The organism is Mastigocoleus testarum BC008, from assembly GCF_001456025.1.
Lineage (GTDB): Bacteria > Cyanobacteriota > Cyanobacteriia > Cyanobacteriales > Nostocaceae > Mastigocoleus > Mastigocoleus testarum.
The window spans coordinates 76,580-102,860 of the sequence record NZ_LMTZ01000085.1; the positions used below are offsets into that span (position 1 = coordinate 76,580).

The 26,281-nt window shown below is 39.5% G+C and carries 12 protein-coding genes; 11 read left to right on the forward strand and 1 reads right to left on the reverse strand.

Features of this window, described 5'->3' with window-relative positions:
- The first annotated feature begins 223 nt into the window (after positions 1 to 223).
- From BC008_RS14205 to BC008_RS14250, 11 genes are all read left to right on the forward strand, one after another.
- Entirely contained in the window at positions 224 to 1,573 is a 1,350-nt protein-coding gene (locus tag BC008_RS14205; RefSeq protein WP_027846973.1) for a DUF4255 domain-containing protein, read from the forward strand.
- Positions 1,574 to 1,741: 168 nt separating this feature from the next.
- Positions 1,742 to 6,448 carry an eCIS core domain-containing protein gene (locus tag BC008_RS14210; RefSeq protein ID WP_058183615.1) on the forward strand — a complete coding sequence of 1,569 codons (4,707 nt, stop codon included), beginning with the start codon at positions 1,742 to 1,744 and terminating at the stop codon, positions 6,446 to 6,448.
- A 41-nt stretch (positions 6,449 to 6,489) separates the two neighbouring features.
- A complete protein-coding gene (locus BC008_RS14215) occupies positions 6,490 to 7,002 on the forward strand; it encodes a type III secretion system chaperone family protein (protein ID WP_027845827.1) in 513 nt (170 codons plus the stop codon).
- 364 nt (positions 7,003 to 7,366) lie between these two features.
- A complete protein-coding gene (locus BC008_RS14220; protein WP_027845828.1) occupies positions 7,367 to 8,089 on the forward strand; it encodes a DUF1963 domain-containing protein in 723 nt (240 codons plus the stop codon).
- Positions 8,090 to 8,137: 48 nt separating this feature from the next.
- On the forward strand, positions 8,138 to 8,467 hold the full coding sequence (locus BC008_RS50485) for a hypothetical protein (RefSeq protein ID WP_027845829.1): 330 nt from the start codon (positions 8,138 to 8,140) through the stop codon (positions 8,465 to 8,467).
- Positions 8,468 to 8,726: 259 nt separating this feature from the next.
- Entirely contained in the window at positions 8,727 to 9,269 is a 543-nt protein-coding gene (locus tag BC008_RS50490; RefSeq protein WP_201026124.1) for a type III secretion system chaperone family protein, read from the forward strand.
- Between the two features lie 66 nt (positions 9,270 to 9,335).
- Positions 9,336 to 11,396, forward strand: a complete 2,061-nt coding sequence (locus BC008_RS14230; RefSeq protein WP_321170078.1) for an ATP-binding protein — start codon at positions 9,336 to 9,338, stop codon at positions 11,394 to 11,396.
- A gap of 31 nt (positions 11,397 to 11,427) precedes the next feature.
- Positions 11,428 to 13,722, forward strand: coding sequence for an eCIS core domain-containing protein (locus BC008_RS14235; protein WP_058183616.1), 2,295 nt, complete (start codon positions 11,428 to 11,430; stop codon positions 13,720 to 13,722).
- Entirely contained in the window at positions 13,709 to 17,182 is a 3,474-nt protein-coding gene (locus BC008_RS14240; protein WP_027846523.1) for a hypothetical protein, read from the forward strand. The genes BC008_RS14235 and BC008_RS14240 overlap by 14 nt, the downstream gene beginning before the upstream one ends.
- A 28-nt stretch (positions 17,183 to 17,210) precedes the next feature.
- Positions 17,211 to 18,059, forward strand: a complete 849-nt coding sequence (locus tag BC008_RS14245) for a formylglycine-generating enzyme family protein (RefSeq protein ID WP_058183617.1) — start codon at positions 17,211 to 17,213, stop codon at positions 18,057 to 18,059.
- A 14-nt stretch (positions 18,060 to 18,073) separates the two neighbouring features.
- Positions 18,074 to 18,259 (forward strand): hypothetical protein, encoded by a 186-nt coding sequence (locus tag BC008_RS14250; protein ID WP_058183618.1) that lies wholly within the window; start codon positions 18,074 to 18,076, stop codon positions 18,257 to 18,259.
- A 148-nt stretch (positions 18,260 to 18,407) separates the two neighbouring features.
- On the opposite strand, the gene BC008_RS14255 is transcribed toward BC008_RS14250, so the two are convergent.
- Positions 18,408 to 25,991, reverse strand: coding sequence for a choice-of-anchor I domain-containing protein (locus BC008_RS14255; RefSeq protein ID WP_036265974.1), 7,584 nt, complete (start codon positions 25,989 to 25,991; stop codon positions 18,408 to 18,410).
- Positions 25,992 to 26,281 lie beyond the last annotated feature (290 nt).

Consider the following 26,281-nt stretch of genomic DNA (forward strand, 5'->3'; position numbering starts at 1 on the left):
TGTTTGGGTGCGATAAACCCCTCAGAGGTGTTCCGCGTAAGTCCCAACTGTGCTGAATATGTCAGCGCGTGCTCAGCGATCACAGTATTGATTGATAATTTTTCTCGTAGCTAACAACAATGCTCGTTTTTGCACGGTAAAACATATACTTGCATTTGACTGTATATGTACAATCAATGTCAAAAATTAAAATTAACAAACAACTTAAAATTAACAAATAACTATGAGTAATTATTTAGCGATCGCAGCCGTCACTGCAACTTTACAAAAAATATTACAAGATGCTCTTCAATTAGAAATGCCCGGTGCAAGGGTAACAACAGTAAAACCTGAATCCAACAGCAGCAATATACCAGAATTCGGAGTCAATATTTATTTGTATCAAGTAATTCCTAATCGAGCTTGGCGGAACGCAGATTTACGTACTCGTCGCCCCAAAGGAGACTTAATTAAACACGCTCAAGCAGGATTAGATTTATATTACATTATGACTTTTTACGGTAATGAGGTAGAGTTTGAACCCCAATGTCTGTTAGGTAGTACCGTACGTACGATTATCGATAATCCGATTTTATCGCCCCAGATGATTCAAGAAACCCTAAGTCAATCCTTTAGCAATCGACTTAATTCTCGTCTGGATAAACGGGTGGAACAAGTAACGGTAGTTCCCAGTAATATGAATACAGAAGAATTATCAAAAATTTGGTCAGTATTCTTTCAGTCACCCTATGTACTATCTTTTGCTTGTCAGGCTAGTACTATTTTAATCGCAGGTGACAAACCAAGTGCTAGAGCCTTACCGGTAAAACGTGTTGATTTTTATACTACAGCTAATCAACCAATAATCTCACAGATAATTTCAGACGGAGAAAATAATCAGCCAGTTAGCTTTGCCAGTAAATTAACAATTCAAGGACAGCAATTGGCTCCTGATATTGATGAGGAAGAATTACCAGAGTTAGATCGGAGAACTAATAGACGCAAAAGACCATTAGCGAGAATACAACCGCAAGTAAAAATTGGCAAGGCCAGACTTACCCCACAAAACATCACAGAAAATGAAATCGATTTAGATTTAGCATCCCTAACGGTAGAGGAAAAAAGTTTACTACTTGCTGGGGTACAAAGTTTACAAATAGTTTATTCAATGGCACCTAAACTAACATTAATCGAGCCCGAGCGGGTAATTGTATCCAATGCAATTCCTTTTATCTTGTGTCCGACTATAACAACGGAAGTAACCATCGAAGAGTTAGAAGATGATGGAGATGATTTATACTCGGGTAAGCTCAATGTAGAAGTAGATGTCACAGTTAATTCGCAACAACGGGTGTTCTTATTTTTAAATGAAAAGTCTTTTGCCGATCCCGCATCATATATATTTGTTGCAGTTTTCGAGGATTACAACGTGAATTGTAATTTGCTTAAATTCCCCATTCGTGACGTTAAAGGGGGAGAATATCTGGTGCGGGTACAAATAGATGGTGCTGAAAGTTCTTTGGATACGGATGCGAACGAGCAGTTTATTGGTCCTAGTGTCAATATTGGATCGGTTGTTGGGGCTTCTAGGTAAGAGAAAATAAAATTTTCTAATTTAAAAAGCTGGCGAACAAATTATTAAGGAAACTGCAAACAAGGAGTCTTTAAACAATATTTACACTTACTTGCAAGCAACTTTACGCTTAGTAGCGAAGAAATTACTGTATCTTAGAAAAGATATTTATTCTCTTGGAGTAAAAAAGTGGGTGGAGAATTCGTCAGACGAAAGTCTTCTGGATGGGGAAAACAAGCGTCTGTGAAATCTTCCACTGCTAAACAACAAAATTGGTGGGAACCAGAGCCAAAGAAAAAAGCAACGGATAAAGAGAAATGGTTGGAGAAAAAACGAAATTATAAACCCCAACCAGTAATTCCCTATGCTTATCTCCAAGAACAACAAGTAAGCCAAAACTCAGAAGAAAGTTCGCCGATTCAAGAACAAGAACCAAACATAAGCCTCAAGTCTGATGAATCTGCGATCGCATCTAAGGAAGAGACAGAAGAAAAAGTTAATCTAAAATCTGAGTCGGAAACAGTTTCACAGGATTTAGACTCAGAAGATAGTCAAGAAGAATTAGATAAAAAATCAATTCAAACCAAATTAACAGTAGGGAAACCAGGGGACAAATACGAGGTTCAAGCAGACGCAACAGCAGCTTCTATAATGGCGATGTCTGATGAAACTCTACAACGCCAAATGTCGGATGAGACAGAACAAAGTCAAGGGAAAGACCTCACCCCTAACCCTTCTCCACTTTTGGAAAGGGGAGAAGAACAAGAACTAGGAATACAAAGAAAAGCAAAGGGTGAGAATAGTAAAGTTGCTCCCAGTTTAGAAAGTCGGTTGGAAAGTTCAAAGGGTGGAGGTAGCTCTTTACCTTCAAATGTAAGTGGTTTCATGGAACCAAGATTCGGGGCAGATTTTAGTGATGTGCGAGTGCATACTGACTCCAGGGCGATACAGATGAATAAGGAGTTAGGAGCCCAAGCCTTTACCCATGGTAACGATATTTACTACTCTGGAGGTAAATCTCCAGGAAATGATGAACTAACTGCTCACGAGTTAACCCACACGATTCAGCAAAGGGGTGGAAAGCAGCTTAAACCCAAGTTAATTAATAAAAAACAGAATAAGGAAAATAAAATTCAACCATCTGCTGTTGGGGTAATCCAAAGGAAAGAAGTTTCTCCAAGTCAAGCAGCATCAACAACTTCACCAACACAAGTACAACCCGAATCAAAGGGTAGAGAACACCACAAGACAGCACAAAACAAAAGTGCTCATCAGACAGCACCATCTCAAACTTCCCAAGATCGTCCCCCAGCAGGAAAAACTTCCGTTTCCAAGAATAAACCAGGTAAACCAGCAAAAACACCTAAGGTACAAGGTGGGGAAGGAGTAAATATTCCAGCCAAGAATATAAGCGATCCAACTGGAAAAGTTACTCAAAAACCAAACAAACAGTCTTCCCAAAAAGGAGCGCAAAGTAATGGTGTTGCTTCACCAAATAATGACCCAGATTTTCAAGCAGTTGTTAACAAAGCGTCCCAAGTAGCTTCTGGAGAAAAACAACATCAAAGCGCCGATAAAAAAGCAAAAGATGCTCAAAATGCAGCCCAAAGTCCAGCAAACGAGGTAGAAAGTAGAGCACAAGGGAAGCAAGTGGGTGAGATGGAAAATGCTCCCACTCCTGGTTTTAATCCTGCTGCTTTCAAAGCTCAATTAATGGAGCGGATTCAACAAGAAACTCCCCAAACTCTAGAGCAAGCAGATCAATTCAAACAAAGAAATCATCTCGGTGGTGTTAAAAACGAGATGGAAAGTCAAGTTAAACAAGAACAACAAGCATCTCAAACACCATTAGAACAAAAAGCTAAGGAAGCTCCAGATCCAAGTGGTATCAAACCAAAATCCATAACTCCTTTACCTCCGACTCAGACCGGAGCAGCAACAGATAATATTGGCGCTCAAAAAGCAGTACCCAAACCCAAGACAGCAAGTGAAGTAGAACTACCCCTCAAAGCAACTACCGAAAGCATCGACCGAGAAATGGCTGATGCTCATGTTACCGAACCACAGTTAGCTAATTCTAACGAACCCCAATTCCAAGCTGCTTTGTCAGCCAAGAAACAAGCTAGTGCAAATGCAGATATCGCTCCAACCGAATATCGTCAGTTCGAGCAAAACCAATTAAGCCAAGCCCAAACAGAAGCTGCACTAACTGCTCAACAACAATTGCAAGGGATGCATGGTTCCCGGTCTCAATTGTTATCTCAAGTTGTGGGTCAGCAAGTCCAAACCAAAGGTAAGGATGAGCAACAAAGGGCTAAAGTTGCATCTGAGATTCAGAAGATTTATCACCAAAGTAAAACTAAAGTTGAAACTACACTTAGCAGTTTAGATTCCAGGGTTCAACAAGTCTTCGATGGTGGTGCAGCACAAGCCAAACATAGCTTTGAGAATTATGTTGACCAACGGATGAAGGCTTACAAGCAAGAGCGTTACAGTGGTGTAGTTGGTAAGGGACGTTGGCTTAAAGATAAACTTCTAGGTTTACCACCGGTTGTAAATAGTTTTTATCAACAGGGACGAAGGCTTTATCTCCAACAAATGGACGGGGTTTTAGACCGCATCGTTAATATTATTGCAACTGGTTTAAGTAATGCAAAAGCCCATATTGCCAATGGTCGCAAAACAATTCAACAATATTTAGCAGGATTACCCCAAAATCTCAGAGCTTTGGGTCATCAAGCAGCAACAGATATTCAAACTCAATTTGATGAGTTGGAACAAAGCGTTGATAGCAAAAAAGATTTACTCGTTGATACTCTTGCAAATAAATACAACCAAAATCTTCAAGCAATTGATAGTCGCATTGACCAACTAAAAGCTGCAAACCAAGGTTTAGTTAATAAAGCTTTCAGTGCAATTACCCAAGTCATCAGCACCATTAACAATATCAAACAAATGCTCTTGGGTGTGTTGGGTCGAGCCAATGGTGTAATTGGTAATATCCTCAAAGATCCAGTGAAATTCCTGGGTAATTTAATAACTGGTATCAAACAAGGATTCCAAAACTTTGCAGGTAATATTGTCACTCACCTGGAATCCGGTTTTATTAGTTGGTTGACCGGAACCATGGCTCCAATGGGAATTCAAATACCCGATAATGTTTTCAGTTTACCAGGAGTTTTCAGTTTGGTAGCCCAAGTATTGGGTTTGACATACAGTAATATTCGTCGCAAAGCAGTGAAACGGTTTGGTGAAAGAACTGTTTTAGGAATGGAATCAAGTGTTGAAATCTTCCAGATTTTACGAGAGCAAGGAGTAATGGGACTGTGGGAGCAGCTTCAAGCACAGTTTAGCGACCTCAAAGAAACGGTGATTGAAGAGATCAAAAATATGCTGGTGACCCAGGTGATAACTGCTGGGGTGAAGTGGGTTCTGAGTTTGTTAAATCCTGCATCAGCTTTTGTTAGAGCAGCAATGGCGATTTATGACATTGTGATGTTCTTTGTCAATCGTGGTAGTCAGGTTTTGGAATTAGTTAATGCTGTTGTGGATGCGGTTGGTGCGATTGCAAATGGTGCTGTTGGTGGTGCTGCGAAGTTGGTTGAGAATGCTTTAGCGAGAGCTTTACCGGTTGCGATCGGTTTCTTTGCTTCCTTGCTCGGTGTTGGTGGTTTGGCTAACAGGGTTGAGAGGATTATTGGTCGGGTTCGCTCAAGGATTGATCGGGCGATTGATCGGATTTTGTTGAAGGCTAGTAGGTTGTTTAAGAAAACAGTGAGAGAAGGGAAAAATAAAGTAAATTCTCTATTAGAGTGGTGGAAATTAAAAAAGAAATTTAAAGCTAAAGATAGTGAATCTCATACACTATTCTTCAGAGGTCAAGAAAGTTCTGCTGTATTAATGATAGCCAGTACACCAAAAGTATTAGATAGTTATTTATCTGAACTTAAAGCTAATAATGAAAAACTATCAGATGATAAAGTTAAATTTGATAATAATAAAAATTTAGAATCTATTAAATTAAGTGCAAATAATATTGATAAGCTTAAATCAAATAAATCTATAGGGAAAAGAGTAGGAGGAGAAATATCAAAAGAATTAGACAAAATAGCGACTAATCTTGCTAGTATTCAAATATTAGATGAAAGTATACCACCGTCGAAGGTCAAATGGACGCAGCAAGGTGAAGATGGTAAATCTATGAAAGCTGAACCTTTAAGTTTAGATCCGGGAGGTTTACAAGGTAGTGAGCCTTATGAAGAATCATCTTTATGGAAAAAAGTATCTACAAGAAATAATGCCAAAACTACTACTTACATACGAGGTCATCTACTTAATCATCATGTCCATGGTCCGGGTTCTAAAAATAATTTAACACCCATCACAGGTGCTTTGAATAGTAAAATGGAACGGGAAGTAGAGAGCGTAGTCAAAAATAAAGTTTTGGGAGAAAAAAAAGTAGTTAGTTATGAAGTTGATGTAGATTATGGAGGGCATTCAGGTAGAGTTAATATTCCGGAAGAAGCACATTTAGCAACTTCTTTAAAATTTAAACTTTGGGAGATGAAAGTTGAATCAGGAAAAGATCCTAAGCAAGCATCAAGCTGGAAAAAAACGAATAAAATTGATATTACTCCATCAATGAGTCATAATCTTCCTCCTGATTTAGCTGTGGGTAAATTACCTTCTGTAGACTTTGGAAATGCTTCTGTAAAGGATATCGTAACAAATATAACCAAGGTAGAGGGTGTAGGAGAAAAAACAGCAAGAACAATTGGCGACTTACTTGAAAAAAACCGTAAAAGAAATAGAAATGATATTGATGAGAAAGAACTAATGGATGTTCCCAGTTTAGGAAAGGTAAAACTTGATAAGATAAAAAAACTAAAATTTTAAACTTCTAGTTAAATTAAATGTTATCCTAGGCATTAAATTTTATGAACAATAAGCAAATAACTGACAACACTGACTCTAGTCAAAGTATAAATGAAAATAATGCTCCACAGGCATTAAAGACCTTAGGAGATTTCTTACAAGAAGATGGATGGAATCCTCAATTTATTGAAGAAAAAGAAGCTTATAAAATTAATTTTAAAAGTGAGCATGGTATTGGAATTGCCTACGCCCAAATCCTAACAGATTTAGAGCAATTTTTATTTTATGTCATGATGCCATTTAAAATACCAGAAGAATCACTCAATATAATATCTGAATTCATTACAAGGGCAAATTATGGCTTACGAGTTGGAAATTTTGAAATGGATTATGAAGATGGAGAAGTTCGCTACAAAACATGTATAGATTTTGGTGGAGAAACTTTAACAAAAGGCTACATTAAGAATAATGCTTATCCAGCTTTAAAAACAATGGAAAGATATATACCTGGTTTTTTGAGTGTAGTTTATGGCGGTAAAAATCCGAAAGATGCTTTAGCTGTCTTAGAGGAATAGGTTTTTATTTTTAATAAAAGCTAATTATTTATTGAATCCATTTGAGATATTTCTATTTTATTAAGTTAGTCGATGGTATCACTCTAAATAATTAGTTATCTCTTACTATTTTTTTGTAAAATAATTTAATTTCAAAGTTGTTGAGGTTGTAATTAATGTTTTTTGATAATTAATCTTACATCTGTATAAAATTTTCTGAAAACTTTACCTCAACCTTCTTTAGGTGTTAGTAAATACCTTGACATAAATATAAAAGCAGTAGAAAGATTTAGAGTACATACTTAATTTGACTTTGGAAAACCTTGATATTGATGACTAGATTTTGATGGGAACCTTAAAATGTTAAGGTCGCAAAGTTTATTCAATGTCACTGAAAATTCAATTCCAAATTGTCGAGAGTTCAACTGAAATTTCACAACCTACTACTAAATTTGGCGGACAACCAGTATGGTTTAATCAACCATACTGGCCATTGGATCCCGAAACAAGGGAACAAATGGTGTTTCTTGGGCAAATTTATCTTACTCAAGAATTGTTCCCTAATAGTAATGACACGATGGTTTATATTTTCTTTAGCGGGGAAAGTGAACCACTTTATAATGAAGCCACAGCAATAGTAATTCAAACTTCGGAAAGTGTATATACAAATGATGATTCTGAAATCGAGTTTGTATCTGGATTTACCGGTCCTGCAATATACGAATTAAATGAAGCTCGTCAGCCTGTTTATAAGGAGTACGGGGTTTTATTAGATCCTGTAGAAGACGAAAATTCGATTCCTATTGAAGAAAGATATGCAATGAATGATTTGGATTATGACACGGGATTTAGGTTTTCCAAGCCCGAACTAGCAGGAAATAAAACCGGTGGTCAACCAATATACATAGAAGTACTAACTACTCCACCGGAAGAATTCACCTCAGAAGAATGGTTACTACTATTGCAATTAGCCCCTAAAGAAGGATATTGGAACAATTTACAACCCAATTTCTACCCCTTTCATATGGAATTAGGTGAATTCGGGATTTTAACAGTTTTTATTTCTAAAGACTATACACAAGCAAAATGCTATATTCAGCAACCATAAACAAGTGAAAGTATAATTCAGATATTTATTTTTTTGTTTATCAGCAATATGAGTAACAATGTTGAAAATTTCCCCTTTGAGCAAGAGTTAACTTTAAACAACTCCTCCAATCCCTTAACCATTTACACAACCTCCCTATCCCTCATCAAACAAAACGATAAAATCATCGAATGTCGCCTTACACATAGCATCAGGCTGGAACTTTACCAACGTATAGAACGAGAAAAACTATTCAACCTCAAAACAGAAGTACGCGCACCCATGAATGGTGGTAACTTCCTACCCGAGCGCGACATTCAAATTGAAACTACCCTCCAACCGGATTTAATCCCATCTTTCTTTATTAGAAAAAGCTTCCACCGCACAAGAAATTGCTAATTATCTACTTCAACTTTCTCAAAAAACTCGTCAAGAAACAGAAGCAATTGAAAATCCCTTACTCAATACAGAAAGTTGGTTATGCTTAGGAGTCAAACAGCAACAACCACAAGGTTCAGTTGGTTACAATACCTTCTGGAATTATGTAAATCCTTCCACCATTAACCATCCAGAAGCCACAAGCGAACAAATTTCCAAACAAATTGTTGACTTTTTCCAACAGTGGACTCAAGCCAATTTATCTGAAGTAACCCAAAATGTGACCAAAGAGTTTCTTGAGGAAATTAGCAACGTTTTTGGAGAATTAGTTGATGAAAACTTCTCTAATACAGAAGAACTTATTAGTACAAAGCAATCAATTTTCAATAGGGTAGTTGACTTTTTTGAATTAGACAATTGGCAATTTGTCAAGATACCACAAACATCAACTTTACGTTTATTATGTGGGGGTAGAAACGGACAATGGACTTGCTACGGTAAGGCTCGAGAAGAAGTGTCCCAATTTGTTTTTTATTCAGTTTGTCCTGTTAAAGTACCCTCAGATAAGAGTTTAGCAATCATAGAGTTCATCACCCGCGCCAATAGTGGGATGATTATGGGAAACTTTGAATTTGATTTTACTAATGGAGAAATTCGCTACAAAACCAGCATTGATGTAGAAGGGGATAGACTCAGTTTTGCCTTAATTAAGCAGATGGTTTACGCTAATGTGACCATGATGGATGAATATTTACCAGGGATTATGGCGGTAATTGAATCAAATGTGGAAGTAAGTGAAGCGATTTCACGAATTGAAGGTTAATTAGTGCTTACGTACTATAAGTGGCTGATTTTTTTTCACAATAATCTTTTAGTGGGAGAATTATAAGTGGTTGTCACAACTCAAACAAAAGATTGGCAAAAAACCAATTTAGACTACCTGATGAGAGCTTTAACTCCCATACATCAAGCCCTCACCAATTATATTAACCCTCAAAGCACTGAAGTAGTAAAGGAAAATAATTCATCCCACAATGGTTATATCAATCCAGAATATAGATTGGAACGTTTATGCAATATTTTTGGGTTGTCAGATTTTGAGCGGTCCATGTTGCTGTTATGCGCAGGGATGGAACTGGACCGTAGTTGGTCTGATTTATGTGCTGTGGTAATGGATAAAGAAAGCCGGGATTATCCAACTTTTGGTTTAGCACACAAAGTATTAGATAACTTTGACTGGAATGGAGTAACTGTGGACTCACCTCTGCGCAAGTGGAGTTTGCTTGAAGTTGGTGTCGCTCGTGCTTTGATGGACGCACCATTGCGAATTGACGAACAAATATTCCATTACATCTTAGGAAACCATTGTTTCAACGAGAAGTTGATCGGTATAGTCAAAGAACAACAGACTCATGATATTCCCATACTGGTAGATTCCCATCAAAAAATCGTACTTGAGATAGTCACCAATTGGAAGCAACCATCCAACCGCTCCCAAGGAATTCAGTTATATGGAAGTGAAATTGCAAGTAAAAGAGCGATCGCTCAAGCAGTTGCTACTAATTTACAACTCAAATTGTACGTATTATCTGCCAACAATATACCAAGCGACCCCTTGGAACTCGACCGATTTTTAACCATGTGGGAGCGAGAAACCCTTTTGGGCGAATCAATTCTATTATTAGATTGTGATGACATTAATATAGGGGATCCAAATAGAGAACATATTCTCAAATCCTCTATTGAATCAATAAACAGTCCCTTACTTATTAGTAGCACCGACAGAATATCTACCAAACAACGAAGTATAATTACCTTTGAGGTTTACAAACCCACAAGTCAAGAGCAACACACAATCTGGGAAAATATCTTAAGTGACCAATTAACAGAAGCCACTGCAGCCATAGATGACCTTGTATCACACTTCAATCTAACTGCACCAGAAATTAAGTCTGCATATACTAGAGCATTAAATGCAGATAAAATTGCCCGAGAGCAAAAATTATTAATAAATGAAGAATTAACAGAGAATAACAAACTAACAAAGAATCAAGAGTCAGAAGCACAAGGAGAAAAAGATCCCTTATATCCTTCTTTTTCTTTGTTATGGAATAGTTGTCGTACCCAAGCGCAACCAAAACTAGATGAACTAGGACAACGCATGACTCTCAAAGCGACTTGGAAGGATCTAGTTTTAAACGAATCACAGCTACAGACTTTAGAAAGTATCGCCGCTCATATCGACCAACGGATAAAAGTTTATCAGAAATGGGGATTTGCCGGTAAAGGGGGAAGGGGTTTAGGTATTAGTGCTTTATTTTCTGGAACGAGCGGAACTGGTAAGACCATGTCTGCTGAAGTCTTAGCTAATGCATTAAATTTGGATCTGTATCGCATCGATTTAAGTACTACTGTTAGCAAATATATTGGGGAAACAGAAAAGAACTTACGGCGAATTTTTGATGCAGCAGAAGGTGCAGGAGCAATCTTATTATTTGATGAAGCCGATGCATTATTTGGTAAACGTTCCGACGTCAAAGACGCCCGCGATCGCTATGCCAATATGGAAGTAAGTTATCTCCTGCAGCGTATGGAAGAATACCAAGGATTAGCTATTCTCACGACCAATTTAAGAGGCTCCATTGACAGAGCATTTTTGCGTCGAATCCGTTTTATTATTGAATACCGCTTCCCCGATGCGAGTCAAAGAAGAAAGATTTGGCGACGGGTTTTTCCCAAAAATACACCAACTAAAGATCTGGATTATATAAAATTATCAAGGTTAAATGTGGCGGGGAGTAATATTCGTAATATTGCACTGAATGCAGCCTTCATTGCAGCAGACTTGGGAGAACCAGTAATGATGAAACATATCAAAATTGCAACAAAGAGCGAATATACAAAAATAGATCGAACCCTGACAGATTCAGAAATTGCAGGTTGGGTTTGAGGAGTTAGATGTTACGGACAATGGCTAATCTTTGAATAAAATTCATATTTACTTACCAGCAACTTTACGCTTAACAACAACAGAATTACTGTATCTTAGAAAAAATATTTCTTCTGGCGGGAGTAAAAATGTGGGTGGAGAATTCATCAGACGAAAGTCTTCTGGATGGGGGAAACAAGCGTCTGTGAAATCTTCCACAGCTAAAGAACAAAATTGGTGGGAAGCGCAGCAAAAGAAGAAAGCAACGGATAAAGAGAAATGGTTGGAGAAAAAACGAAATTACAAACCCCAACCAGTGATTCCCTATGCTTATCTCCAAGAACAACAAGCAAGCCAAAACCCAGAAGAAAGTTTGCCGATCCAAGAACGAGAACCAAACATAAACCTCAAGTCTGATGAATCTGCGATCGCATCTAAGGAAGATACAGAAGAAAAAGTTAATTTAAAATCTGAGTCGGAAACAGTTTCACCGGATTTAGACTCAGAAGATAGTCAAGAAGAATTAGAAAAAAAATCAATTCAAACCAAATTAACAGTAGGGAAACCTGGGGACAAATACGAGCTTCAAGCAGACGCAACAGCAGCTTCTATAATGGCGATGTCTGATGAAACTCTACAACGCCAAATGTCGGATGAGACAGAACAAAGTCAAGGGAAAGACCTCACCCCTAACCCTTCTCCACTTTTGGAAAGGGGAGAAAAACAAGAACTAGGAATACAAAGAAAAGGAAAGGGTGAGAATAGTAAAGTTGCTCCCAGTTTAGAAAGTCGGCTGGAAAGTTCAAAGGGTGGAGGTAGCCCTTTACCTTCAAATGTAAGTGGTTTCATGGAACCAAGATTCGGGGCAGATTTTAGTGATGTGCGAGTGCATAATGACTCCAGGGCGATACAGATGAATAAGGAGTTAGGAGCCCAAGCATTTACCCATGGTAATGATATTTACTACTCTGGGGGAAAATCTCCAGGAAATGATGAATTGACCGCTCATGAGTTAACCCATACGATCCAGCAGAAGGGTAAGGTAAGATTACAGCGCTCGCCAACAGCCAAGCAAGTAGAAAAAGACCCTCAGGCAGTTAGTGCAAATAAAGAAATAATTCAACTGTCAGGGGAAAAAGCACCACAAGAATTTATACAAGCAAAGCAAACAGGCGATAATAATTCATCGATCGCAAGCCCTAATATTTCAAGCCCTAATATTGCAGTCTCTAATAAAGATAAGACCCAAACATTTGGGAATGAACCACACACAGAACAATTAAGAGCCAAACAAATCGATCTAGGTTCTGGAGAAGCTAAAGTTCAAAATGATTCACAAGTAGGAAATACTTCCCAAGCAACAAATCAATCCCAAACTCCCACAGAAGCTACAACCTCAAAAGCAACATCTAATGCACAAACTAATACGCAAAATCTAACACAAGCTTCCAATAGCCCAGGTGCTAATACCTCAATGGGAATTGCTAGTGGAGATAAAAGCACTGCTCCAGGAACGCAAAAGGCTGCTGCAATTAGTGCAGATAGTCCCGGTGAGATTCTCGAGGAGTTAAAAAATACACGACCGACTCAGGTGGTTGGAGCCTATGCTCAAGCCCAGAGTGCTTCAACTCAAGCCTTTGAGCATCAAAAACAACAACTTCAAGAAAGCATACCCCAGATTCCAATACCAACAGGTTTACCAGCTTCGGAATCACCACAACCTCAAAAAGCTGCTGAAAAAGTTGCTTCTCAAGCTGCTGCGAGTAAAGAAATACCCGAACCACAACTAAGAGCAACAAAACCAACTCCCAAAGGGTTGAGCAATTCAGGGACAAAACATAACATTCCAGTACCAGAATCACCCCCTGCACCACCGATAACAGCGACCCATTTAGCAAGTCAAAAGGCTGAGGGAGCACAAAAAGGAGAGTCCGACCCTGCTTTGAGTAAAAGCGCCCAAAATGCTTTAGCAGGAATACATTTAAATAGCAGTCGAATCAGTACCCATGCTCCCCAAAGCCCTCATGTTGATATGAGTGGTGAAGCTGATCCATCACAAATGGATTTGACTACCGCACAGTCGACCCAACAGGTACGAGGTGGGAAAAATCAAGCAGCACAAGGTATCGATCGTGATTTTGGTGAGAGTAGGATTTCTCCCCAAGCTAGTAATGGTGTTATCAAAGCAAATAAAGAGTTATCTGCAATTGGGGGTGTTGGTGGTAAAGGTGGTGCAAATCCCCTATTACCAGGTGAAGTGGCTGGTAGTTTAGATCAATCCCTCACTCCATATCTAAGAGAAAAAATTGGACCCGAACAGGAAAAATATCAAGTTGGTAAAAATTAAGTTTGACCTCGATTCGGCTAATGCTCGAGCAGATACAGATAACCAAATTAGTGAGTTAACCGCACAAAGCAAACAAAAACAACTAGAACAACGTCACTCAGCACAATTAGAAGTAGCTCAACACAAACAAGAATGGCAAACTGAGTTAGATAATGCACAAATCGATTATCAACAAAAAGCTCAACAAGCCACTCAGGAACAACTTAATAAAATTGGTGGGGAAAAAACTAAGGGTGAAACCGAAGCAGCAAAACATTTAGAAGACGCATCCCGTAAAGCAGAAGCAGAAAAACACAAAGCCGAACGCCAAACTGCTGAGAAAAAACAACAAGCCCAAAAAGAATCTGGTGGTTTTTTTGGTTGGGTAAAATCAGCAGCTAAAGCTTTAATTGATGGCGTTAAACAAGCTGTCAATTCTATTTATGAAAACCTACGCAAAGTAGTAAAAGCCATCTTTGAAGCAGCGAAGAAGTTAGCTAACGCTGCAATTGACCTCGCACGCAATGCAATTATTGCTTTAATTCAAAGTTATGGCGCGATTCTTAAAGCCCTAGTTAAAGTTGCTTTTCTTGCATTTGGGGCGATCGCACAGAAGATTACAGCCAAGATTGACCAAGTAATTAATAAAGCAGTCCAAGCCGTTAATGCAATAGCAGACTCATTGCAGAAAAGTATTTCTTTGGTTTTGGATTCCTTAGCAAGTTTTCTAGACCAAATCTTCGGACTGCTACAAAGCTTATATAACGGAATCCTCACTGCAATTGGGATGGTAATCAATGGTGAGATTAAGGAATTACTTGCAAAAGTTAAGGATCTAATTTCAGCCGCTCAAGCTGCACCACCTCAGTTTGAAACCGCAGCTTTAGAAGAACTACTGGGAGGAAATCTCGACCAACCCCTTTCCAATGGAGAATTATCCCAAGCTGCAGCAATGGGAATTAAGGTTCCTAATACTGAAGATGGAACCAACCCACAAGCAGGTAAAGCAGATTTACCAAGTCCACCTTGGACAACTGAAAATGTGGGAGTTGATTCTGTGGAGAACAATATGGAACTTTCTCCAGAGTTAGCAGCCCAATTGATGGAGCAAACTAATGGTGATGGCTCTGTGATGCTCGGTCAATCCAACGACCAAAGCCGTTCCATGGAGTCGATTATTTCTGAAGCTTCTCAACAACAGCAAGATAAGGACGATAAGGAACAACAACAAGCCCAAAATCTAGATGATGGTTTGTCTCCGAGACAGCGAGCAGACATCAAATGGCAAATGATGAGACAGGGAATTGCCAAATGGTGGTCGCAAAATTGGCCTTTAGTTATCGGTGGAACTACGGCAGCAATTGGTGGATTTGTTGGTCTCAATATTATTACTGGTGGAGCAATAACGGCAGCATTACCAGCAATTATGAGTGTAGTAGCACCACTGTTTGACGGGATGACGGTTGCTAATATTGCTGCAAACATCCGAGATTATTTAGTCAAAGGTTGGGCTGGAGATATTAGCGGTGGAGGAAAAAGTTTAGCCAAAGGACTTGCTGGGGGAGCGATTGAAATTGTTTCTGCATTAACCTTTAAGGTGGGAGAAACTGCTCTCAAAGGTGTGAGAGCTGCAGCGAAAGGTGCTGCAAGGGTTGCTAAAGGTGGGGTTAAATTGGCTCAAAAGGCGACCCAGGCGGTTATTAAAGGTGCAAAATATATTATTGAGCAAGGTAAGGTTCTGTTTAAAGGGATTTCTGGTTCTGCTGTTGGTAAGCAGTTTAAGCGGCTGCAAGGTTTGGGTCAGGAATTGCTTAACAGGATGCGGTTCAAGGCGTTCCGGATTCGGGTTAAGAATCGCAAGTTTAGGCTTGAGGGGCGGATCAATCCTTGGGTGCTTTTAGCCAGTGGAGAACTTGAATTTATTGAAACCAAAGACCTTATTCGCAATCAAAAAGGAAAACCTAGGTTGGATGAAGAAGTTACCACAGCAGCAGGAATAAAAGGAATTGTTGTAGGTGTGAACAAAGATGGTTCTCAGGTAGTTCGAGATCTTCAGCGCCTGCAAGAAGTAGCCAAAGTCCAAGGGTGGCCAAGTACAGACTATAATAGTCTACTCAAAACTTTCACAGAAAAAGACCTTAACACTCTTGTCAAAAATATAGATAATTTACCTAAAACTACTGATGATTGGGTTAAATGGGCTAGCAATAATCCTATTCAAGCTGAAGGACTAAATGTGGCAGGAGTAGTAGAAGAATACGGCAAACAGTATCCCCAAGAAGTTAACAGATTCCTAAATGAGTGGTTCGCAGGTAAGTATACTCGCTATCTGAGCAATTCTAAACATGTAGAAAATCTCGCTACACACGGTATTCCAGAGGAAGTATTGCAACGCATTGCTCAAGATCCAGAATTAAATCAGTTAGCTGTAATGATGAGACCTAGCAATCCTGCTCACGCTACAAGGACTAGGCAAATTACTTTACCAAAACCAGGTACAGCATCAATCGTAGTTCCAAAGGGAAGCTCTATGAAGCTCAAAGACCTTGCGAAGAATACTGGACCTAGCGTCAATAGACATGGATTTTACGATGTTCAAATAAATCTTAATGGTTCTAAGCAAACATTTGTCTTTGTTGACGATAGAGGTTCAATCAAACTTGAGCTTGCAGAAGCTGCTTACCAAGCTCGGCTTAAAGCAGCAGATAATCTCAATCTATTACAGAATAGCAAAGATATAATTTCTCTACCAGAAGGAGATATTACAACATCAATATCATCGCAGAAAACACCACCTGTCAGTACAAGTCTTGGTAGTAAGGAAAAAGGTTTGGTGGGGACAAGTCTCTATCAAGGGGATCAAAACGTCAAATACTTTGCAGTTAGTGAGGATGGAGGAAAAACTTATCGGTTAGAGAAAGAAAGCAATATACTTGACGAAAAGCATAATATATTACCTGAATGGGAAGGAAAAGTGGTAGGTTCAGACATTGATCTTTTAGCTATGTTGTCACCAGATGGTAGCATTAACCAAATTGGTGATATCAACCACATAGCTAGAAAAAAACCGGAATTATTTAATGCTTTAATAGAGGCATTTGCTGCTGAGCGTAAAAATATTCCTCAGTTGCCTGATCGTCAAAGCTTACCACCTGGTTCTATATATGAATTTCCTACTCCTGCTTCCGATATTCAGCATGGGGCACAAATTCCTTATGCATTTTCTAACTTCTTAAGAGATAGAGATATCAATCCAATTAAATTAACTCCAGATGAACTTCAAGCTCAACTGCGAAGGGTACAGCAAAAAATGGGAGCAGAAAATTTTAGGAAAGAAGTAGAAAAGATTATAAATATAAGTGATGAAAAAACAGTCGTGACTTTCAAAGGTAAAAATTACGAAATTGCTTTAAGAGATGCCCCAATGTTCTATCGACTCTTAGGTCATCCTTTCCCTGTTGAAGCTTACCTGCCTATCTAAATTATTCTTACCTAAGTTATCTATAACTATGACAGATAAAAACTTTACATTTGACGTAGTAAAAGTAAACTCCCAAGGTCAGATAGTTGAGCGATCGCGCGCACAAAATAAATACTTTTTCGAAAATTTAACTCATGAGGTCATTCTAGAAATGGTCTCCATCCCAGGAGGTACTTTTATCATGGGTTCACCTGAAAAAGAAGAAGGCTCAGAGATCCAAGAAACTCCCCAGCATGAAGTAAAGGTAACTCCTTTCTATTTAGGAAAGTATCCAATTACCCAAGCACAATGGCGAGTAGTTACTTCTTTTCCTAAAGTTAAGCATGAACTTAAAGCTGACCCTTCTGAATTCAAAGGAGCAAATCGACCTGTTGACTCTATTGATTTATTGGAAGCAGTAGAATTCTGTAATCGTTTATCAGAGAAAACGGGAAAAATTTATCGTTTACCCACTGAAGCTGAGTGGGAATACGCTTGTCGTGCAGGTACAACAACACCATTTCACTTTGGTGAAACAATTACGACCGATCTGGCAAATTACAACGGTAACGTTAGTTATAAAAATGAATCTCAAGGTATACATCGAAGAGAAACAACTGAAGTTGGATACTTTCAAGTTGCTAATACCTTTGGCTTATTCGATATGCATGGCAATATTAGCGAATGGTGTCAAGATAGTTACGATGTTTATCCAGGTGGACCAGAAACTATTTGTCATCGAGATGATTATTGGTTAAATTTTAGAAACTGTAACATTTTGCGCGGTGGAGATTGGAGAGTTAATCCTATTGGTTGCCGCTCTGCTCAGCGTTCTTGTTGTAGATTTGATTACAGTGATTATTTTTGTGGTTTACGAATAGCTTGCGATTTCCAATAAATAAATGACCTTAGATGATTCAACAACGTGAAGCAATTATCAAGGAGTTCACATTTGACGTAGTAAAAGTAAACTCCCAAGGTCAAATAGTTGAGCAATCGCGCGGACAAAATAAATACTTTGTAGAAGATTTAGGTAATGAAATCACCCTAGAAATGGTCTCTATCACAGAAGGTACTTTTATCATGGGTATTCATTAGCGAATAAAATTTCAAAGTCCGCCAGCATTGGGGGATTTAGGGGGCTGTTAGATGGCTTTCAATAAAAAAATCATCCCTGATTTCTGCTAAGAAAAGAAACGAGACGACCCAATGGATCGCCTCAAACACCAATCAAAATCCTTCAGAATTAACCAAAATCTACAAAAACAAACTGATTGTTGTCATTTAGATCCAAACCTGTGACACCATTTAAGGTTGCTAATGTTTGCTCGCCTAAAAGAACCTCGGTGTTACCATTGATTTCATTAAGTGTTAAAGCTCCTGCATCAATACCTAAAGCACCAATGACATCGGTACCAACTTCAAAATCAAGGATGGTGTTAGGAGATTGGGGGGTTTCTGTATTGAAAATCCAGAATTGATCCGCACCTTTACCACCAGAAATAATATTGTCACCGCCGGATTGGACGTAGAATTGGTCGTTTCCTCGACCACCAAGAGCGCGATCGGATTTACCCAGGAAGAAGATATCGTTACCTTTCCCACCAGACATCCGATTACCACCTATACCATCGGTAGCATCGAATTCGTCATTACCAGGACCACCAAATACCCGATCTTTGCGACCAACAAAAATAAAATCGTCACCACGACCAGCATTGACGCGATTTCTGCTTCCACCAGTTAGATCGATTTCATCATCGCCAGCACCAGCAAATAGGATGTTACCACTGCTCTTTAAGTTGTCTCCAACGACAAATAGGTCTGCATCTTTGGTACCACCTGATGGGTTTTGAGGTTCTCCACCGTTTGCATTACCTCCATTCGTTGCTCCGTCTAATACGTTATCTTGACGGAAATCAAGGTTTTGAATCCGGGTATCTTCTGCTAGTGCGACATCTTCTACAGTAAAAGGGTTTTCTTGGGAGAAGTTTGCTTCTAAGAATTCAGCTAAAGCATCTTGTTCGGAACCATCGGGTGCAAAGGTTGCTTCACCGGTACGAGGAGCATCTTCTGCTTGGGTTAACTGCACTACATCGCGGTCAGGGAAGGAATAACCATCACCACCCTCAGCAAGGAAATTTAAGGTCACAACCCGGAAGGTACGATTAGCATCACCTTGTAGTTCTCCATCCCGAGCTATGACATCTGTAACTTCGCCATTTTCATCCACAATTGCGAGGGATTCTACCCTATCACCAACTGGTGAGTCATCGTCAAAGCTGAATTGTAAACCGCTTACTTGGGGAAAACGTCCGGGTGTCGCACCATCTTCACTTGCTGATACTCCATGCTCGATAATATCAAGTAATTCTTGAGCGGTGACGGTTACTAAAGTTAGACCGTTGTTGAATCTCAGAGCATTTTGGATATCAACCTGAGAAATTCCACCTTCTGGTTTACCGGCTAATTCGTTTGCTGCTGGTGGTAAGAATTCAGATTCAGTTGCACCGGGAGGTGTGAATACTCTACCAATGTTGTCACGAATTCCACCGCCATTTTTAATGGAAATTACTACTTCGGGATCGGTTTGTTTAGCGATCGCCAGATTTGCATCAGCAGTTAAGTTACCGAGGTTGGTTTCCTGGGTGCGCACGTCACCTCTGGTACCGTTGAGAAATGTATCGGTGATTCCAAAGAAGTTACTTTCTAAGTCAGTGATGACATCCCGTAAAGCGTTGGTAATTTCGACGATTTCTGGGTCGGGAGTACCATTTACTGCTGTAACACCTGCTTCATCTGTTGCGTAAGCACCGCTAACATTGGGGTCAATACTTTCAGGAATAATATTACCGTCACTGTCGAAGTCCACAACCAAGCGACCAACATACTTATAGTTTCCATCGGTATTGATTAGCGCAACTGGTTTACCATCAGCATCGGTTTTAAGAATGGGATAAACACCTTCACTTTCATCTCCATCCCGCAAGCGATCGGTTTCATCCGCTAAAAGGGTATTAGAACCACCAGCCATAATAATATCGACATTTCTGAGCAAACCAGCCAATTCTTCTTCAATGGAGATTTGCTGCATGTGAGATACCAAGACTACTTTGTTAAGGTCTGGATTATCTGCAAGTAATGCATCAACTGATGTTTGAATTTCAGCTGCTAAAGCTGCAATATCATCGGGGTTTTTCGGGGAAATTACTACGTCACCGGTGGAGGAGATACTAGCTAAATTTGGCGTCGTTGCACCGACAACCCCAATTTTTTCACCATTAACTGTAACGATCGCACTTTTAGCCAGTTTACCGGAAATAGTACTAGCTTCTTGTCCGTCTTCAGTAACTAAATCTTTGAGGTTTTCATCGTTACTAAAGTCTAAGTTGGAACTGAGATAGGGGAAATTTGCACCGGGATAGTCACCATCGGGAGCAACTACGGAAGCTACAAATTCAGTACCTAAATCGAATTCGTGGTTCCCTAAAGCAATTGCTTCAAATCCCAGTTCGTTTTGAATGATGATGTCGGAGCGACCTCTACCTTCTTTACCTAATAAAGGAGCTAATTCAGGGTCAGCACTTGCATCTAGGAAGATACCAGGAATATAAGCATCACCGGAAGATAGAAGCAGGGTATTTTCATAATCTGGATTTCCATCTTGGTTTGCATCTTCATTTTTCAGAGCGTTGAGAACTGCTGAAAAGTTAGGTGCATCTTCAAGTGCGGGAATTCCTGCTTCTTGATCTGCAGCATGGAGAAGTTGCAGGGTGTAGTTAGAAGCTTTAGTATCATTAACTTCAATATCATAAAGGGTAGTGGTTTTGCTTTCTTCATTTGCAACCACCAATACCGGATTACCATTAGGACTTTCGGAAGCAGGAATAAACTTTAACCCTTCAGGAGCAATGTCACCTTCGGTGCGAATATATTGAACGAATTCAGGTGCGGTGGGTTTGCTGAGGTCATAAACTAGTACTCCACCTCCAGCGCGTTCTAAACCAATGAAACCGTAGGGTTTACCATTAATCTTACCAACGGTTACGGATTCGGGTTCAGCACCCTTATCGTCGGAACGTTGGTCGAATTCGGCTGGATCTCCGTCGTTAGCATTGAAGAGTTCTGGGGTTTGTTCTGCGGTAATTTTCGCTATTTGGTCGCCGCTATCAAATACCGAGTTACCAAATTCATCCCAGACAGAGAAGGAACGACCACCATAGCTAAATAATTGATCGAAATCGCCATCGCCATCCAAGTCACCCAAGGTGTTAGTAATTTTTAAGCGACCGAGATTTTCATCTTTTTGTAGCTCTTCAGCATTGGGGAAGACATCAGGATCTAAAGTTGCTTTACCTATCCGTTGTTCTTCATTAAAGATGTCACCTTCTTCGATTAAAACATTACCTTGACTATCTTCAATATCGCCATCGGGACGAATACGAGCATCACCTTCATTTGCAGTGATGTAGTAGGTCTTACCATCAGCAACAAAACTATCGATCGCATCGGGCTGATACAATCCAAAAACTGGGTGATTCTGGAGGTTTATCCCATCATCTTCATTACTCGCATCCAGTTTATTACCTTCTGGGAATTCAATTAACCCCAATATTGTTTTGGTGGGATTGGGATTGAGTACAACTTTTCCCGAACCGTCTTGGGGAATGGTTTCATCTAATAGTCCAAAGTCATTATCGTTAATTACAGCTAAGCGACCATCCGGTAATAATGCTAAACCTTCTGGCTTATCACCGGCATCATAACCAATGGAAGGTAAGTTGGTAATTTTAGTTTTGTGAACGGGGTTAATACCTTGGGTGACTAATTCATCTGCTGTGTGCTGTTCTAGAGTTTTTCCAGGTAAGAGGGAAGTGGTATCGAGAACATTGGTTGCACCTTTAAGGTCAATTTCAAAGATAAACTTCTTCGCATTTGCACCAACTGCTGAATCCCGCTCAATAACTTGGAATTTACCGTCACCAACATAAGTCGCGTCACCAATTTTATCAACCCGTCCTCCAGAACGTACTGCTGGATCTTCCAGTAAATAAACATATTCGGAAACAGGTTCACCAGTTGCAGGATTAATCCCCAAAATCCGAATCACATCGGAATTATCGGAAGCATCCCGGTCTGGATTTGCTAAAGGAGTTTGGATAAATGTATAGAGAATTCCCTCATCAGTATCCAGAGCTACGGCTTCAAAACCACGATTGCGACGACGATTTGCATATTCTTCCGGTAATGTTTCCGTTCCGTATGTACCCTCCGATTCACCTGCTGATGCTGCTGTACCTTCGGGAATAAAACGATTTAAAAGCACCCCATCGCTATCAAACTGGTAAATTGCAGGACGATATTCATCAACCGTCCAATAATTCCCATCTGGATCGATCACAATACCTTCCATATCCCCACCAAAGGGATCTAATTCTATCGGATTACCAGCAGCATCTACGGGGAATTCATCAACTTGGTTTCCCTCAGTATCAAAAACAAAGTTGGGAGCACCTGTGATGGGTTTACTTACACCATTATCATTACGGGTAAGAAAAACCTCATTGGTAACGCTAGCAACCCCTGTTGAAGTATCCAGTTCGATTTCAACAATTCGGGCTTGATAATCGGGTAAAGCTAAGGGACGAACAGTATCAGCCGTACCATCGCCGTTTTTATCCTCTGTAAATGTATCAGGGTTGGGACCGCGATCAGGAACAGTTACAAACTTAATTTTGTCACCATCCTGACCTGCATAATACAAACCAGACAGACCTCCCAAATCAATGGTTTGACCGGAAGGAGTTTTGAGAGGTACACCATCACCATTAGCGATCGCTCCCAAACCTTGAACTTCATAGTTAGTTACCGTTGGTTGACCTTTGCTGTGGTCTTTAACACCCAGAGGTAAAACATCTTGGACAATCGCAGTTTCAATATCTACAACTGCAATAGCATTATTTTCTTGTAGGGTGACAATTGCTGTCGCACCATCGGGGGAAACCGCAATGTATTCTGGTTCTAAATCTTCAGAAACACTTGCATCAGGACCAAATATCCGCACTCCCTTATTAATTAAAGCTTGCTTTTGGTCGTCAAAACCATTGAAAGAGGCTGTTTTTACAGTTGCACTAGCAACACCATGGGAAATATCAACAATACTAATCGAACCTTCCGGATCCACAGTATAGTCATCATTGGGTTCCCCTTCATTGGCTACAATTATTTTGTTTCCATCGGGGGTAAAAGTCAGCATATCGGGAAGCGCACCTACGGTTACAGAACCCTGAAATTCGCCCTCGGTATTGTAGAAAGCAACTTTACCATTATCTTGCTTAGTCTCAGCTTCAACAGCTACAGCAACGATACCATCCTTAACTGCAACACTATTAGCACCACCACCGATCGCACTGATATCAATATCCCTTACCTTAGTTGGATTTTTGGGGTCGCTAATATCAATAACTTCAACGGTGTCACCAGTGGTAATAAATAAGCGCTGAGTTGTTGGATCGTGAGCGACAATTTCTGCACCATCTTCACTGGAAAACGTACTAATTTTACTAAGTTCGATTTGCTGAGAATCCATGTTTGAGTTCTTTTTGGGAATTGATAAACTCGCAACTAATGGATCGTGGTCGCTTGCTCTTTCATCGGTTTCAGCAAACTCAGAGTTGACATGTACCGCATCAAATTTGGCTGTATCCGCTAAGTTATTACTAACTAAAATATGATCCAAAGATTGTGAATTACCTTGGAAAATAAAACTGTAACGTTCATCCTCCGGTAGAGTTTCCGTTAAATTAGTCAAACTCTGCGCTAAAGTTTCTACCGGAGAGACAAACTCAAATTCGTTTAAGTCACCCAATACAACTACTTTAGCCTCAGGATCTGCAGCTAAAACACCATCAACATAACCCTTAACCGCTTGAGCTTGGTCTTGACGCTCATCCAAGCTACCATTAACAGTTATATCTTCTTGACGTGCTTCAAAGGGTTGCTCCACACCTAAAATGGGACTGCTACCACCCTTCGAAGAAAAGTGATTATTAACTACAGTAACTTCCTCACCATTAAAGGTAAATTTAGCAACTAATGGTAAACGGCTATCAAAAAAGGGATTTTCAGGATTAGTTTGTTGGTCGCTACTTTGAATCGATTCGACCGAACCTTCATTTAAACTAGCGCGATCGCTATTATATAGAAACGCCGTACGAATATTACCAACAGGTTGACCTCCACTAGTATCATTACCGATAAAAGTATTATCAATAAAGCTATATTTGGGACCACCATTTGCAGCAATCGCATCAACTAACTTTTGTAAAGTTTCATCAGCAGCTGTTATCCCTCCATCGTCCGAACCATTATTATCCTGGACTTCCTGCAAACCAATAATGTCTGGAGAATTTAAATTATTAATGATTTGCTTAGCGATCGCATCAAACCGACCGTTAGCAACATCCGTATCTCCATCTCCATCGTTAGGATCTAAATTGAGAACATTATAACTAGCTACCGTAAGTTTATCTGCATCACCCTTCAAGCTAGTAGCATCCGGTTGAAGTTCCGAAGGAGTAACAGTAAAAGCTTCAGTAGGATTAATCTCAAAATTTCCAAAACCATAGGAGACAACCCCTGTCACATCCCCTAATTTTGCACCTGTATTTACCTCGGGAAACTCAAAACCGGGAAGGATATCAGAATCAGCATCTATTTGGACTTTTTCAGGGTTAAAGTCATCAGGACTAATATTCAGAGTACCGCGCTCGCTAATTCCTGTTGCATTTTCACCATTATCCACAACAGTAAAAATTTCACCAAAACGATTTGTCGGTGCGATCGCGATCGCATCTTTTGCAGTTACCCGCATTCCCTCCAAGGACTCAAAGAAATCTATCCCATCCGTATCTGGATCAAAACTTGCAAAAGCATCATCATCAATATTTTTAGTAGGAGGTACCCTACCACCATTTCCAATTATGGTTGCTGCGGGAAGATTATTTCCGCTCGATTTTACAGTTACGCTAGGACTTCCACTAATTTGAGTCGTGGAGAGATTACCACTACTAGAACCACCAGGAGTAAATTCGCTAACCGTTCCGCTAACCTCTACATCATCACCAACCGTAACTCCAGGAGCGGAACCAGTGAAAACAAAAACAGCGTCGGAGGTTCCATTGTTATCATCCCCTGTAGGGTCTTGGAGATAAAAACCGTTACTATCTACTGCAGTAACGATACCGATAGTAGTTACAGACTGACTTAAAAATGGCGAGGTATGACCTTCACCTTGAATTTCGTAGATTTTAGTAATCGAAGTTCCGACAGAATCAGAAAAAGTCTGCGATGTGTTGATACTTCCCTTAGTATTGCTACCATCAACCGCAACCCATTTGAAATCCGAATCCTCTGTACCCGTACCTTGTAATTGCAAAGAACTATTTACAGGAGTCGAACCCGACTGAGAAATCCCAATATCAGTACTAGTTATTCCATCTGCGGGACCACCAACAGCAGTAAAACTTCCTTCGTAGCTGAGAAATTGGATTAAATTATTGCCATTATCTACCAAAGCAATACCATCAGGAGAACCATTTTGAATCCCATTGGTAGATAGATCGACAGCAACCGTACCAAAACCATTATCTAGATCGGGAATTATTCTACTTAAACTAATAGTGCGATAGGGTGCTCCATTATTTCCATTGTAGAGAACGATTGACCAACCCCTAAGGTCAATATCAGCAGGACCAGCAATCTCAATAAATTCATTACTATCAGTACCAGAGTTATCGTAGTGAAACTCATTAATAAATACAGTAGCCACTAAAAATGTTCTCCCAGTTAATAGTTATCTCATAAAGATGCAAAAATATCTGAGCTACCTATATTGATGAAATAGAATTTCAATATATATTTTTTAGTAGCTAAAATAGTTTAATATGTAGAATTTTACAGTTTGATTAATTTATTTATATTACTAACATTAAAAAAATTAGAGATTAGAATTTTTAAAAAATTCTTGCCATCATATTTATATTTTGCAGTCAAACAAAAGCTCCAAATCAAATTAACTACTAACTAATAAAACTTTCTATTAGCAAGCTTTTAAATTCA

Bases quoted from the DNA above. Each gene is read 5' to 3' on its own strand.
- BC008_RS14205 (WP_027846973.1), top strand. From the start codon at position 224: ATGAGTAATTATTTAGCGATCGCAGCCGTCACTGCAACTTTACAAAAA.
- BC008_RS14215 (WP_027845827.1), top strand. From the start codon at position 6,490: ATGAACAATAAGCAAATAACTGACAACACTGACTCTAGTCAAAGTATA.
- BC008_RS14220 (WP_027845828.1), top strand. From the start codon at position 7,367: ATGTCACTGAAAATTCAATTCCAAATTGTCGAGAGTTCAACTGAAATT.
- BC008_RS50485 (WP_027845829.1), top strand. From the start codon at position 8,138: ATGAGTAACAATGTTGAAAATTTCCCCTTTGAGCAAGAGTTAACTTTA.
- BC008_RS14245 (WP_058183617.1), top strand. From the start codon at position 17,211: ATGACAGATAAAAACTTTACATTTGACGTAGTAAAAGTAAACTCCCAA.
- BC008_RS14250 (WP_058183618.1), top strand. From the start codon at position 18,074: ATGATTCAACAACGTGAAGCAATTATCAAGGAGTTCACATTTGACGTA.